14 protein-coding genes are annotated in these 14,013 nt (G+C 62.3%); 9 read left to right on the top strand and 5 right to left on the bottom strand.

Features of this window, described 5'->3' with window-relative positions; translation table 11 throughout:
• Positions 1 to 18: 18 nt before the first annotated feature.
• Both ACFWEM_RS07330 and ACFWEM_RS07325 read left to right on the top strand, forming a co-directional pair.
• The gene (locus tag ACFWEM_RS07330; protein ID WP_378532376.1) at positions 19 to 1,506 is read left to right on the top strand and encodes a carboxyl transferase domain-containing protein; all 1,488 of its coding nucleotides are present in this window, start codon (positions 19 to 21) and stop codon (positions 1,504 to 1,506) included.
• Entirely contained in the window at positions 1,503 to 2,558 is a 1,056-nt protein-coding gene (locus tag ACFWEM_RS07325; RefSeq protein WP_378532374.1) for a hypothetical protein, read from the top strand. The genes ACFWEM_RS07330 and ACFWEM_RS07325 overlap by 4 nt, the downstream gene beginning before the upstream one ends.
• A gap of 4 nt (positions 2,559 to 2,562) precedes the next feature.
• Here ACFWEM_RS07325 and ACFWEM_RS07320 read toward each other — a convergent pair whose 3' ends face one another.
• On the bottom strand, positions 2,563 to 3,834 hold the full coding sequence (locus ACFWEM_RS07320; RefSeq protein ID WP_378532372.1) for an MFS transporter: 1,272 nt from the start codon (positions 3,832 to 3,834) through the stop codon (positions 2,563 to 2,565).
• 192 nt (positions 3,835 to 4,026) lie between these two features.
• Here ACFWEM_RS07320 and ACFWEM_RS07315 point away from each other — a divergent pair, with 192 nt between their 5' ends.
• The 3 genes from ACFWEM_RS07315 to ACFWEM_RS07305 all read left to right on the top strand — a co-directional run bounded on the left by ACFWEM_RS07315 (position 4,027) and on the right by ACFWEM_RS07305 (position 7,691).
• The gene (locus ACFWEM_RS07315) at positions 4,027 to 5,943 is read left to right on the top strand and encodes a propionyl-CoA synthetase (protein WP_378532371.1); all 1,917 of its coding nucleotides are present in this window, start codon (positions 4,027 to 4,029) and stop codon (positions 5,941 to 5,943) included.
• A gap of 92 nt (positions 5,944 to 6,035) precedes the next feature.
• On the top strand, positions 6,036 to 6,881 hold the full coding sequence (locus ACFWEM_RS07310) for a mycofactocin-coupled SDR family oxidoreductase (protein WP_378532369.1): 846 nt from the start codon (positions 6,036 to 6,038) through the stop codon (positions 6,879 to 6,881).
• A gap of 300 nt (positions 6,882 to 7,181) precedes the next feature.
• Positions 7,182 to 7,691, top strand: a complete 510-nt coding sequence (locus ACFWEM_RS07305) for a hypothetical protein (RefSeq protein ID WP_378532367.1) — start codon at positions 7,182 to 7,184, stop codon at positions 7,689 to 7,691.
• Between the two features lie 8 nt (positions 7,692 to 7,699).
• Here the strand turns inward: ACFWEM_RS07305 and ACFWEM_RS07300 are convergent, their stop codons facing one another.
• A complete protein-coding gene (locus tag ACFWEM_RS07300; protein WP_378532365.1) occupies positions 7,700 to 8,086 on the bottom strand; it encodes a DUF1304 domain-containing protein in 387 nt (128 codons plus the stop codon).
• A gap of 87 nt (positions 8,087 to 8,173) precedes the next feature.
• Here ACFWEM_RS07300 and ACFWEM_RS07295 point away from each other — a divergent pair, with 87 nt between their 5' ends.
• Positions 8,174 to 8,767 (top strand): TetR/AcrR family transcriptional regulator, encoded by a 594-nt coding sequence (locus ACFWEM_RS07295; protein ID WP_378532363.1) that lies wholly within the window; start codon positions 8,174 to 8,176, stop codon positions 8,765 to 8,767.
• Between the two features lie 207 nt (positions 8,768 to 8,974).
• Here ACFWEM_RS07295 and ACFWEM_RS07290 read toward each other — a convergent pair whose 3' ends face one another.
• Complete coding sequence (locus ACFWEM_RS07290) at positions 8,975 to 9,562, bottom strand: TetR/AcrR family transcriptional regulator (protein ID WP_378532361.1); 588 nt, start codon at positions 9,560 to 9,562, stop codon at positions 8,975 to 8,977.
• A gap of 113 nt (positions 9,563 to 9,675) precedes the next feature.
• On the opposite strand from ACFWEM_RS07290, the gene ACFWEM_RS07285 reads away from it, so the two are divergent.
• The 3 genes from ACFWEM_RS07285 to ACFWEM_RS07275 all read left to right on the top strand — a co-directional run bounded on the left by ACFWEM_RS07285 (position 9,676) and on the right by ACFWEM_RS07275 (position 12,008).
• On the top strand, positions 9,676 to 10,914 hold the full coding sequence (locus tag ACFWEM_RS07285) for an MFS transporter (protein WP_378532359.1): 1,239 nt from the start codon (positions 9,676 to 9,678) through the stop codon (positions 10,912 to 10,914).
• A gap of 134 nt (positions 10,915 to 11,048) precedes the next feature.
• Complete coding sequence (locus ACFWEM_RS07280) at positions 11,049 to 11,501, top strand: hypothetical protein (RefSeq protein WP_378446279.1); 453 nt, start codon at positions 11,049 to 11,051, stop codon at positions 11,499 to 11,501.
• Positions 11,502 to 11,639: 138 nt separating this feature from the next.
• Complete coding sequence (locus tag ACFWEM_RS07275) at positions 11,640 to 12,008, top strand: VOC family protein (protein WP_020970460.1); 369 nt, start codon at positions 11,640 to 11,642, stop codon at positions 12,006 to 12,008.
• Between the two features lie 4 nt (positions 12,009 to 12,012).
• Here the strand turns inward: ACFWEM_RS07275 and ACFWEM_RS07270 are convergent, their stop codons facing one another.
• Both ACFWEM_RS07270 and ACFWEM_RS07265 read right to left on the bottom strand, forming a co-directional pair.
• Positions 12,013 to 13,359, bottom strand: coding sequence for a cryptochrome/photolyase family protein (locus ACFWEM_RS07270; RefSeq protein ID WP_378532357.1), 1,347 nt, complete (start codon positions 13,357 to 13,359; stop codon positions 12,013 to 12,015).
• A 10-nt stretch (positions 13,360 to 13,369) separates the two neighbouring features.
• A complete protein-coding gene (locus ACFWEM_RS07265; RefSeq protein ID WP_378532355.1) occupies positions 13,370 to 13,957 on the bottom strand; it encodes a TetR/AcrR family transcriptional regulator in 588 nt (195 codons plus the stop codon).
• Positions 13,958 to 14,013: the final 56 nt, after the last annotated feature.

Raw genomic sequence — 14,013 nt, 5'->3', positions numbered from 1 at the left:
GCTTACTTGGAGGACGTTGTGCGAATCTCGGCCGAAGAACTACTCACTGCGGTACTCGATCCCGAGAGCTTCGTCTCGTGGGACTCCCCGCCCGTCGACGTCGGGCCTGGGCCGAAATATGCGGAAGACCTGAAGAAGGCCCGCGAGAAAAGTGGAGTAGACGAGTCCGTCGTCACCGGCGTCGGCACCGTTCGGGGGCGTCGGGTCGCGGTGATTGCCTGTGAATTCAGCTTTCTCGCCGGTTCGATCGGAGTTGCTGCAGCCGAACGGATCGTGACCGCCGTCGAACGTGCTACGGCAGAACAACTCCCACTGCTCGCCTCGCCCACCTCCGGCGGAACACGAATGCAGGAGGGAACCGTCGCCTTCGTTCAGATGGTGAAGATCGCTGCGGCAGTGGCTGTTCACAAAGCTGCGCACCTGCCCTACCTGGTGTACCTGCGTAATCCCACCACTGGCGGGGTCTTTGCGTCGTGGGGATCTCTCGGCCACATCACCGTCGCGGAACCGGGCGCCCTGGTGGGTTTCCTCGGCCCCCGTGTCTACGAATCCCTCTACGGCGAAAAGTTTCCCGACGGGATCCAAACCTCCGAGAACCTGTACCGCAACGGCGTGATCGACGGCGTCGTCCCGGTGGACCGCCTCCGTCTGCTGGTCAACCGAGCGCTGTGCGTGCTCACCGATCCCCCGACTCCGGCAGTCGCGGACCCGATTCCCTCGCCCGAGATTCCCGATGTCCCAGCCTGGCAGTCGGTGATGCTCTCGCGCCGGGCGGATCGACCAGGCATCCGGCAGTTGCTCCGCCATGCCGCGACCGAACAGGTACCACTCAGCGGCACCGGGCAGGGTGAAACCGACAAGACGATCTTGCTCTCGCTCGCCCGCTTCCGAGGCTTTCCGTGCATCCTGCTCGGCCAGGACCGCAGTGGACAATCCGCGCTCACCACGATGGGACCGGCCGCGCTTCGTGAGGCGAGACGGGGCATGAAACTTGCCGAAGAACTACAACTCCCGCTTGTCCTCGTGATCGACACTTTGGGCGCGTCGCTGTCCAAGGAAGCGGAGGAACGTGGACTGGCCCCTGAGATCGCCCGCTGCATCGCCGACCTCGTGACGCTGAGAACCCCGACAGTGTCAGTGCTGCTCGGTCAGGGAACCGGCGGTGGCGCTCTGGCCCTGCTACCTGCCGACCGGGTACTCGCGGCACAGAACGGGTGGCTCGCTCCCCTGCCACCGGAAGGCGCAAGCGCGATTGTCCATCGCGACATCAGTCACGCCCCGGAGATGGCCGCAGCGCAGGGAATTCGTTCGTTGGATCTGCTGCGAGACGGCGTGATCGACGCCATCATTCCCGAAACCCCTGACGCGGCCGACGAGCCCGTGGAATTCTCCAAGAGAGTAGGGGCAGCAATCGCGCACGAACTCTTCATTCTCGCCGAGGAGTCAGACACCGATCGCCAGTCCTCCCGTATCGCGCGCTATCGAAACCTGGGAGTTCCGCAATGACGACGAAGGACCGGACTGCACTGACGCTGCCACACAGTTACGACCGTGCGGCACTGGCTCGTTTCGAGCTGTTCCTGTTCGCTGCCATTGCGACCGTGCTGATCACCCGCGCTTACCTTGCGGCAACCGGCTATCCCCAGATCGGGGGCGGTTCCCTCCACATCGCCCACGTTTTGTGGGGTGGATTGCTGATGGCCGTCGCCATCGTCTCGACCGCCATCACCGAAGGCTCTCGCACGCGCGATCTGGCGACCCTCGTCGGCGGAATCGGATTCGGCCTCTTCATCGACGAGGTCGGAAAATTTGTCACCGCCGACGTCGACTACTTCTACCAGCCTGCCATCGCGATCATGTACGTCGTCTTCGTCCTCTTCTATCTGGCCGCGCGCGAGGTGGTGATTCGGCGCGGTATGAATGATCGTCATCGGCTCGCCATCGGCGCGCGAGCGCTCTCGGACCTCGCTCTCGGTCAGCTCGACGAGATCCAGTACAACCACGCCCTCCGCGTACTCGACGGCGTCGAAGACCGCAGCCTCACCGGTCTCGTCGACTCGATCAAGGCCGGCTTGCACACACAGACTCCGCCGGTCGGCGGTATCGAATCGAAGATCACGCGTGCTCGCAACGTGTTCTTCCAACGGGCCGAAGCACTGCTCGGGCACCGAATTGTCCGCCGACTGGTACTGACACTGTTCGTCTTGCAGGCCCTCCTCGCGATAGCCCAGGTGATCTACGCACTCGTCTCCGAGAACGGCGTCGAAGCTGACGACGTCTCCGACCTCGTCGTCCAGATCTCCACGGCTGCAACCGGAGTTCTTGTGGTTCTGGGAGTGTGGTTCCTCTTCCGCGGTCCTTACCTCCGGGCCTTGCGGCTACTGCGCGCATCGATCGTGGTGAGCCTTCTGGTGACGCAGGTGTACCTGTTCACGCAGGACCAGTTCGGCGCGCTGTTCGGTTTTGCCGTCTCGCTGTTCATGCTCGCGACTCTTCGTATCGCGATTCGAAGCGAAGAGGCCGCAGCAGCTCACCGCCGTGATTCGCTGCCACAGTGATTCTCTAGCGCAGTGACTCGGCGGGCCGACTCGGTAGATCGCGGATGCCGCGCAGTGGACTGAAGAGCAAGACCAATCCGCACGGCGCGATCAACCCGGCCATGATCCACATGGTTCCGCGCACACCTACGAGATCACCCAGGCAGCCCGCCAGCAACGCACCCAGCGGAATAGTGCTGTGCAACAAGAACATACTCGTCGCCACCACTCGACCGAGACGGTCCGGCGGACAGTAACTCTGACGGAAGCTACCGAGCACTACGTTGCAGGACACGACGCCGGCGATCATCACCATTCCTCCCGCACAGAACCAGAACAGGCCGGCGCCGTACGTCGTCAGAGGTGCCAACAGGATGAACGGTCCCGTCACCAACTGACAGATGAGAACGCTTCGGGCAGTACCGAATCGGCGCCCGAGCGGGCGCGCGATCATCGACCCGACAATTCCGCCGACCCCGGCAATCGCCAACAGAAGTCCGAGTCCGAACTCCCCCACGCCAACCGTCTTTTCGAGGAAAACGATCTGGATCGTGGTGTACCCGGCGAGACCGAAATTGAGAAGAGTCCCGTAGACGACGATGGGCCGCAGATACGGATCAGCTGCGACGAATCGCAGTCCGAGCGCTATCTGGCGCCGAAACGGTTCTCGGCCGCCGTGTCCGCGGTCAACCGTTTCCTGCGCACGAATCAGCCAGATGCACACTGAGCAGAAGACGAAGGTGAAAGCATCGACCAGCAGACCGGCTGCCAGCCCGACAGTCGCTACCAACAGTCCACCGATACTCGGGCCGATCACCCGGGTTGCGGCCTCGGCGCCCTGTATCTTCGAGTTCCCTTCGGCCAGATCCGCTTCGTCGAGCACCGTGGGGAGATACGCATGGTAGGCCGCCTGGAAGAAAACGGTGGCCGTACCGGTGAGCAGAGCGACCAGAAGCAGGTGGCCGTATGTCACCGCCCCCATGAGGCCGGCGATCGCGACGCTCGCGAAGAGCAGCGCGCACGCAGCGTTCGCGATCATCATGATCGGACGGCGAGGCAGCCGGTCGATCCAGGCACCGGCGGGTAGCCCGACGATCAACCACGGCAACCACACCGCCGAGGCCAGCGCACCGATCTGAAAGTTACTCGCTTCCAATTCGCGAAGCGCGATCAACGGCAGCACGACGGTCGTGACACCGTTTCCGATGCCGCTGACGGCGTCGCCGGTCCACAGAAGCCGGAAATCACGCTGAGCGAGGACTCCCCAGAAGCCCGCACGTTGCGCCGTATCCGTCACACCGATTCCCCCTTCAGTCCCTGGCCCAAGTCCCTGGCCTATCCCACCCGCCGACGCACCACTGGCCGACGGGACGGGCCCGTCCGGCGCAAACGGACGGTACCCGCACCCACACTGAGGCGCACGGCACTAGCGGTAACCTAAGGTGCTTCAGGTCACGGGTTAGCGAAGTTCACGAGAGGACACACGTCGATGAGCTCTTCTGAGCAGGCGTCCCACACCACGTATGCCGACGCGTATCGCGAGAGCATGGATCAGCCGGAGAAGTTCTGGCTCGATGCAGCGCGTGCCGTCGACTGGGATGTCGCGCCCACGAAGGCACTCGACGATTCCGCCGCACCGATCTATCGCTGGTTCCCGGATGCGTCGCTCAACACCAGCTTCAATGCCCTCGATCGGCACGTCCGCGACGGCCGCGGCGATCAGACCGCGTTGATCTTCGACTCCGCGATGGTCCCCACCAAGGCCACGTACACCTACTCCGAACTCCTCGAGCAGGTCTCACTCTTCGCCGGTGTCCTGAAAGATCAGGGTGTTGTCGCGGGTGACCGTGTCATCATCTACATGCCGATGATCCCCGAGGCTGCGATCGCCATGCTGGCGTGTGCCCGTATCGGTGCTGTGCATTCAGTGGTGTTCGGCGGCTTCGCAGCCAAGGAACTTGCCACGCGTATCGACGACGCCGGCCCCGTGGTGCTCGTGACGGCGTCCGGTGGCCTCGAGCCCGGCCGAACCATCGAGTACCTGCCGATGGTCGAGAAGGCTCTGCAACTGTCCGCCACCCCCGCTCACACCGTGATCGTGAAGAATCGTGAGCAGATTCCCGGCGCTGCTGCCGACTACAAGTCAAGTGCCGCAGCCTGGTTCGACTGGGACGAGCTGATCGCCGATGCCACCCCTGCCGGCCCGGTGTCGGTCGCCGCGACGGATCCGCTCTACATCCTCTACACCTCGGGAACAACCGGTAAGCCGAAGGGCGTCGTCCGGGACAACGGTGGCCATGCCGTTGCGTTGACGTGGACGATGAAGAATCTGTACGACATCAGCCCCGGCCAGGTCTGGTGGACCGCCTCCGACGTCGGCTGGGTGGTCGGCCACTCCTACATCGTCTACGGACCTTTGCTCGCCGGAGCCACGACGGTCATGTACGAAGGCAAGCCCGTCGGCACCCCCGACGCTGGTGCATTCTGGCGCATCATTTCCGAATACAAGGTATCGGCACTCTTCACCGCTCCGACAGCCATCCGCGCGGTCCGCAAGGCCGACCCGGACGCAAAGGAGCTCGCCAAGTACGACATCTCGTCGCTCGACACGCTGTTCGCGGCCGGCGAGCGCTTGGATCCCGACACCTACGAGTGGGCTACTCGGATTCTCGATCGCCCGGTGGTCGATCACTGGTGGCAGACAGAAACCGGTTGGGCAATCTGCGCGAATCTGCGCGGCCTCGAACCCATGGAGATCAAAGCGGGCTCACCCACCGTCGCCTGCCCCGGATACCGCGTCGAAATCGTCGACGGCAAGGGCGAACTCGTGGGACCGGGCACCGAGGGCAACATCGTGATCGGCCTGCCACTTCCTCCCGGAACACTCGCCGGACTGTGGCGTGACGACGATCGGTACGTGAAGTCCTACCTGTCGACATTCGAAGGCTATTACCTCACCGGCGACTCCGGATACATCGACGAGGACAACTACGTCTTTGTCCTCGGGCGCAGCGACGACGTGATCAACGTTGCCGGACACCGTCTTTCGACCGGAAGCATGGAAGCTGTCGTCGCGGGCCACCCGGCGGTCGCCGAATGCGCCGTCATCGGCATTCACGACGAACTCAAGGGGCAACGGCCGAGCGGTTACGTCGTGCTCAAGTCCGGCGTCGACATCGATCCCGAAACTCTCCGACAGGAACTGGTCGCGCGGGTGCGCGACCAGATCGGTGCTGTCGCCACGTTCCGGGACGTCACCGTCGTCGCCGCACTACCGAAGACTCGTTCCGGCAAGATCCTCCGCAAGACCATGCGGCAAATCGCCGACAACGAGGAGTACACGGTCCCGTCGACCATCGAGGACGCGAGCGTATTAGACGAGCTGTCCAAACTCCTTCGCGGATAAGGATTTCGCGAATTCCCCTGCCTGCCCGGCACCGGGCATAGCAGTATGAACACGTTCCAGTTTTGGCGCTTTACACGGGCAGGGGAAGTTCGATGGGCAATTTGGACGGTCAGGTCGCATTCATCACCGGAGCGGCGCGTGGTCAAGGGCGCGCGCATGCCGTCAAGCTCGCGTCCGAGGGCGCGGACATCATCGCGGTGGATCTCTGCGCGCCGGTCGCAACGGCGGGGTACGACATGGCCACCGAGGCCGACCTCGCCCAGACCGTCGCCCTGGTCGAAGCTCAGGGCCGGCGCATCGTCGCGTCCGTCGCGGACACTCGCGACGTCGATGCCCTGAAATCAGCGGTCGACGCCGGAGTCGAGGAGCTCGGCCGGCTGGACATCGTGATTGCCAACGCGGGAATCGCGGCATCGGCAAAACTGTCCTGGGATCTGAGCGCCGAAGAGTTCCGCGAGCTGATGGACATCAATGTCACCGGCGTCTGGTTGACGACCAAAGTGTCGATTCCGCACATCATGAACGGCAATCGGGGTGGGTCGATCGTGTTGATCAGCTCGATGGCCGGCCTTCGCGGCGTGCCGGGTATCGCACACTATTCCGCGTCCAAGCACGCCGTTCGCGGTTTGGCGAAGTCTCTGGCCAACGAGCTCGGCTGGGCGGACATTCGGGTCAACTCCGTGCACCCGGGCAATGTGCGAACCACGATGATCGACAACGAACCGATGGTTCGCGCGTTCCGTCCAGACTTGGAGAATCCCGTCCTCGCGGACACCGCTCCCATCATGTCGAAGCTGAATCTGCTGCCCCATCCGTGGGTCGACCCCGAAGTGATTGCGGATGCGGTGTTCTACCTGGTGGGGCCGGCCGGGCGCGGGATCACTGGGATCGCACTGCCGATCGATCTCGGCACCTCGGAAAAATTCGCCGGCGGCTAAAGGCCCGAACTGATGCAGAATTGCCTCTGCCGGATGGGTCTCGAGCACCATCCGGCAGAGGCAATTCCGGCTTGATCAAGCCTTCGTAGCAACAGAACAAGTAGTCGACAACCTCATAGGCGCTCCTCGTCTGGCGTGGGAAAAACCTTTGTGGGATGCGCAACAAACCCAAGACCCAGAGTAGAAGCATTTGGCCGCAAACGCGCGTCATTCGGCAGTATTTTTTCGGATTCGGGCATACTGGACAACGCTCCCACCACGTATTATGGACCCGAGTTCACACTTACAGGGGTAGGCACAGTGACGGTCAATTACGCCGCAATGGACCCGATTCACGGAAAAGTCGAGATCTCCTTCGACGTCGACACCGGGGTCGTGGACGTCCGAAACGGCGAATCGCGCGCTCTGTTGACGCGCCGAGTCGACGCCCCACGCCGCGAAGGCACACCCATCGGAACGCGGGCTGCCGCCGATCTGTTCTTCACTCTCGGTGGCGACGAAGTCGAACTCACTGTCGGCAAAGGGTTTCTGTCCCGGCGCTCGTATTCGGTCTCGGCACTCGTCGAGGGCGTGACACTGACCTTCGCGCCCGTCGACGACGCGAACAGCGCCTTCACCCGGGACGGGGTTCGCATCGCGCTGTTCTCCAAGAACGAGGAATCCGACCCCAGACAGACCGACGCAGTCTGGTCGAGCACTCCGAGCAACGACGAAGTCGTCATCGGCTACGCCCTTGCCGAAGCATTCGACTGCGGAGCACTCAACGGCGCTTTTGCCCTGATCGAATCACTGGTGCTCGGCGGCGGGTAAGGCCGAACTCAGAGCAGGTGAATAACCAGCAGAACGACGGCAATGGCTGGGAAAAGCATCTGCACGACGGCTGCGCGGGCCTTGTCGGGAGACGAGAGAATCAACACCAACCCCGCGGCAACCATCGATCCTGTGCCTGCCAGCACGAGGGCGATTCCGACCGACGCGGAACCGGTCGCCGCAATCACGATGCCGATCACGGACACGATTGCCAGGAAGAGGTTGTAAAAGCCCTGGTTGAAGGCAAGCGACTGCGTGGTGATCGCCTCTTCTTCTGACTTGACGCCGAATGTCGCGCGTGTCTTCGGGGCCGTCCAGAGAATCGATTCGAGGACAAAAATGTACACGTGCACTGCTGCGGCCAGTCCCGCGAAGATGTAGCCGGCGACGTTCATCGGTGAGCTCCTGTTGCATAGAGTGAATTCTGTATCGTTTGGTCCAATATATACTGGACCAAACGATACAGAAAGAGCGAGGCTTTGATGGGCAGATCACAAGAATTCGACACAACAGCCGTGGTCGCTGCCGCTTTGGACGTGTTCTGGGCACATGGGTACGAAGGCGCATCGCTCGGCGACCTGGAATCCGCGACGGGACTGAGCCGGTCAAGTCTCTACAACTCGTTCACCAACAAGCGCGGATTGTTCGACGCCGCAGTGCAGCTGTACCTCGAACATGTCATCCGTCCGCGTTTGCGCAATCTCACTACGAATCCGGGACCGGACGCCGTCGACGACTACCTTTCCTCACTGAAACAAGCGATCGGCACCATGACCGCCGACTCACCGCGGCGAGGTTGCCTACTCCTCAACACTGCTGCCGGACTCGGCGCGCACGACGACGCGGCGGCAGCCGTCATCCGCGCTTACCGCCAAGAACTCGCCGACGCGATCAACAGTGGATTACACGCCGCTTTTCCGACCGAGACAGACGCCACGCTCTCCGATCGCACTCGAATCCTTCTCTCCTGCACGGTAAGTGCACTGGTTCTCTCGCGAGTTGACACCGAAGAGGCCATCGCGACTCTGGAATCTGCGCGCCGACTGAACGCAGAGTGGCAGAGCCGGAACACGTAGGCTGTAACCGCACTGTCCGAGTGGGCATTCCGAGAAGCAGGGTTTCACCGACGCGAACTCCAGCACTCGATCCACAACCCCCGTCATGCCGAGTCGCCACCAAAGCAGGGTTCAGCGAAGAAGGCGTTCGACGAGGCTCCGCGAGGCACGCCGACGGCTGGCACGACATGCACGTCCACGCCCGACTAGGCAGCGATCAGCCGCAGGTCACTCGATAACCACCCGCGCTGAGAGGGCAAGAGTCTGATCCACCAATTCCGCAACTCTCTGCGGCGTGACCGGCTCGAGGTCGAACAGGATTCGGTAGACGATCGGTGCCACCACATGGTCCACCACCGAATCACCATCCACACCAGCAGCTTCCGGCCAACGCGCGAGGATCACGTCGATCTGCGTCCGACAGAAGAAGGCACACTTGAACTTCTTCGTACCGTCCGGTGCGTGCGTCTGATCGTCGCTCATCAACACGTCTCGCAGCGAAGCACGACCGACGGGCGCCGACATCTCCTCGAGATAGTCCTGCGCCCAGACCGTCAGATCTCCTCGGAGCGAACCCGTTTCACGCGGGTCGGCGTCCGGTCGCAATCTCTCGATCGAGACATCGGCAAAAACTTCGTTGATGTCGCCCCACCGCCGATAGATGGTCGACGGGGTCACTCCCGCATCGGTCGCGATCATCGGCACCGTGATCTCGGCTCGATCACGCTGTTCCAGCAACTTGCGCGCCGACGCGTGCACGGCCTGTTGGATACGCGCACTGCGGCCACCGGGGCGCGGACCTGCGGACGGACTCATAAATCAAATACTAACGCAAAGATGTTGCATTAGGCTACGGCCAAGCGTAGCGTCCCAAACGCAAAGTATTTGCGTTTGAAGTCTTCACCACCCGCACGGGAAGCGCTACGACAATGACAACGACCGTTTCACCACCGACCGAGAGCACTTCACGCCCACGCTTGGGGCGAGGCGCCGCTTTCACACTCATCGCCGTCATCATCGCTACGTTCCTGGGCGCCTCCGCGACCCCGACACCGTTGTACGAGCACTATCAACAGTTGTGGGGATTCTCCTCGCTCGCGTCGACGCTCGTGTTCGGCATTTACGCTCTCGCACTGCTCGCCACACTCTTGACCGCCGGTTCCCTGTCCGATCACATCGGCAGGCGCCCGGTCCTGCTCGGGGCACTCGTCCTCGAGGCGATCTCGCTCGCACTGTTCGCCTCGGCAGACGGTCTGACCATTCTGCTGATCGCCCGCGTCGTACAAGGTGTTGCCACCGGCGCTGCAATCAGCGCTCTGGGCTCGGCCTTGATCGACCTCGAACGCACTCCCGGCCGCGGATCGATCATCAACAGCGTCGCTCCGACAGTGGGACTTGCCGTCGGCGCCGTGGGTTCGAGTCTCATCAGCGAGCACCTCCCCCGGCCCACCAGCACTGTCTACCTGGTCCTTCTCGTACTGGTCGTTCTCGAAATCCTCGGGGTTTGGGCCGCTCCCGAGACTTCGGGCGGACGACCCGGAGCCTGGCAGTCGCTACGCCCCACCCTTGCCGTTCCTCGGGAAGCCCGAACGATGATTGCGCTCACCGCACCGTGCCTGATCGCAGTCTGGGCGTTGGGCGGTTTCTACCTCTCACTCGGACCGGCGTTGGCGCGCAACGCACTTGACGTTCACAGCTCACTCATCGGTGCCATCATGGTCGCAACACTGACGGGATTCGGAGCTGCAGCGGTACTCACCTTCCGCAAACTCGGCGGGCGAACCGTGATGCTGATCGGAACCACCGCCCTGGTGCTCGGGGTGGCTATCACACTCATCGGCGCTGAAACGTCCTCTGCAGTATTGATTCTGGTTGGTACGGCTGTGGCAGGTATCGGCTTCGGGGCAGGATTCCAGGGAACCATCCTCACAGTCATGCCGCTGGCCGAGAACCACGAACGCGCGGGATTGTTGTCCACCGTCTACGTCATCGCCTATCTGGCCAACAGCCTTCCGGCATTGCTGGCCGGCTACCTGGTCGGCAAGGTGGGGTTGGTGGATACGACGCGCGGCTACGGAGCACTCGTCATGGTTCTCGCGGCCGCCGCGCTGATCGGACTGCTGGTCACCGGCGAGCGAAAGGTCAAAGCTGTCCCAGTGTCGGAGTAGATGTCCCCCGATCGGTGGACACACAGTTCCTCCTTCGTACGGTCCGGGTAGTGGACATACGGCATCGATCTGCTCCGACATAGTTGTCTTCGAGAGAGCCAACCGAACGCTCACCCGGACAAAGGACACCGACGATGACGAACCCACGCTACGTAGTTGCCGCAATCACGGCCCTGGCCGCTGGTGCCCTCACTTTGGGGTTGAGCGGAATCGCCAGCGCCGGAACTCTTCCGGCAACCGGCAATACCATCACGATGACGATCAGCAACGACACCGAACAGACAATTCATCTCGTAGGCGCCGACAATCCCTACGGACAGTGGATGCAGAGCCCACGCCAGTCGCTCGCGCCCCACGAGACCGAGATCGTCACCGCATACAACCAGGACCCGCGAGGCCTGACGGTCGACGTCGTCTACTCCACTCCCGGCGGCGGACAAGCCGTCTTCATGGCCAACGATTATCCGCAGTTCGACACCGACGGAACTCGCACAACCGACCCTGATCACTACTTCATCTCGAGCTACATCGACGGCTACTACCCGAACCTGAGCGTCGGCTACCACCTCGGTGCGGCGTCGTCATAAGAAATCCGTCTGCCTCTCAGACGCACTCGTTCTTGGACATTCGTCCGGCGTGAGGGGATTGTTGAACGCGGCCCCGCACGAGAAGGTACACGCCTCGTTGCAGGTGGTCCGAATGTCAATGTGAGAGGGAAAACCACAGTGCGACTACCCAATCAGTTTCTGATCTACGTCAGCGATGCAGCCTCCGCAGCAGCGTTCTACGGCGAATTGTTCGACGCGAAGCCGGAGGTACTCAGCCCTCGGTACATGACCTTCGACCTGGGCGGCGGTGTGGTCCTTGCACTGTGGAGCGGCAAGTCACGCGACCTCGATCCCGCGACACCGCGAAATTTCGAAGTCGGCATATTGGTCGACGGCGGGAGCAACGAAATTCGGGCGATCTACGACGAGTGGGTGGCCAAGGGTGTCGAGGTCGTCGAAGAACCCAACGAAGATGTCTTCGGCCTGACATTCGTCATTTCAGATCTGGACGGAAACCGCCTCCGCGTAGCGCCCGCCGATCACTGAGCACTCAGCCTTTGATCTCGCCGTACCGGCGGAGGGCTTCCTCACGCTCATGCGCATGGTCGACGATCGGGTCCGGATAGTCGACCGGCCGCATCGCTTTCAGTGAGTGGACCGCTTTGCCTGGAACATCGCGAAGTTCGGGGACCCACCGACGGACGTATGTGCCGTCGGGATCGAACTTCTCCCCCTGAGTGATCGGGTTGAAGACCCGAAAGAACGGCGAGGCATCCGTGCCCGACCCCGCAGTCCACTGCCACCCGTGCTGATTGGACGCCAAGTCACCGTCCACCAGTTGCGACATGAAGTACCGTGCGCCGCGCCACCACGGAATGTGCAGGTCCTTCACCAGGAATGACGCGACGATCATTCGCACCCGATTGTGCATCCAGTTCTCGGCGGCGAGTTGCCGCATGCCCGCATCGACGATCGGGAAGCCGGTCTTGCCCTCACACCAGGCAGTGAAGGCAGCGTCCGCGTCGACTCCGCCGTCGTGACGTAAGCGGTCGAACTTGTTGTCGTAGTTCTTCCGTGCGCTGTCGGGGCGTTGAAACAGGATGTCTGCGTAGAAGTCTCGCCAAGCCAGCTGGCGACGGTAAGCCTGAGCGCCGTCGCCGAGCCGCTTGGAAAGGTCTGCCAACATGGTTCGCGGATGGATCGTGCCGTACTTGAGCGGGATCGACATCCGGCTCGTGGTGTCGAGGTCCGGCCGATTTCGTTCGTCGTCGTAGCGGTCAAGATCGTTCTCGCAGTATTCTTTCCACTGCTCGAGCGCACCGGCCTCACCCACGAACTGGCTGACCTCGCGAGACGGCACGGGAATGTTCACCCGGCGCGGGCCACCGTCCTTCTCACTCGGATCGAACCAACTGAGGGTCTGTGCGTCGGTCGACGCGGGACCTCGCCAACCGTGTTCCATCCACTGACGGAAGTACGGCGTGAACACCTTGTACGGATCGCCGTCGGCCTTGGTGACGCGTCCGGGGGCGACAGCGTACGGAGAACCGGTGGCGATCAACTCCACCTTCTCCGCCACTGCAGCGTCACGCCGTCGGCCGTATGGTCCGTAGTCTGCACTGATGTGAACTTCTTCGGCACCAACGGATTCCGCCACGCGGGGCACCACATCCACCGGATCACCTCGAACAACCATCAATTTTCCGTCGAGCTGGTTGTCGAGGGCCGCCAAGTTGGCGAACAGTTGATCCTGGCGGGGGGAGCCTGCCGGTCCGAGCAGTTTCTCGTCGAGAACAAATAATCCCAATGCCTGCCCGCCGCCATCCGACGCCGCGCTCAGGGTGGGAAGGTCACCTACCCGCAGATCGCGTCGAAACCAGACCACAGAGTTGTTCACCCCGTCGAGCCTACCGATCAGATCCCAGAACGCACCCCGTCGCACGCGCAGCAAGTTGCGCAGCTCTTTCGGGTGTCGGCTCTGGGACCAGCCCGAGCAGGCGCCGCCGGTGTTCCTCACCGAGCAGCAATGTGTACAACTGATCCGCACTCAGCGCAGCCTTCTGTCCGTGCTGATCGAGCAAGATTTTCTCCAGGAAGGCAATCGACTTGGCCGGTCCGGATTCATAGAACGCGGCAGCCAGTTCAGGGAACTGCAGTGCCTCGCCGATCATCATGCGGTGCAGCGCAATCGAGTTTTCACTGTGCAGGGCGATGACGATGTCCACTGCGGCGGCCAGCAGGTCGGACTGGCCCTCGCCGGCATTGTCGACGTACGCGTGCTGACGCGCTACCGCAGCTGCAAAGACCGCGGACTTGTCGCCGAAGTAGCTGTACACGGTGCGCTTTGCGACGCCGGCCGCCGTGGCAATCGCGTCGATCGTTGTTCGAGCGAACCCGACTTCCCGAAACGAGTCGACCGCGACGTCGAGAATCTCGTTGCGTCGATCGGCGCGCTCGGCGTCACTGGTTCTCCCACGTCTGCGCGGTTGCTCCATCAAGTCTCCTGTTACCGTGCCAGTGAATTAATGCTACGTTGACGTTTCATTATTTC

This window comes from Rhodococcus sp. NPDC060176 (assembly GCF_042728675.1).
Classification (GTDB): domain Bacteria; phylum Actinomycetota; class Actinomycetes; order Mycobacteriales; family Mycobacteriaceae; genus Rhodococcus_F.
Note: the sequence above shows the minus strand (reverse complement) of the source record. Positions and strands in the feature narration are given on the sequence as shown.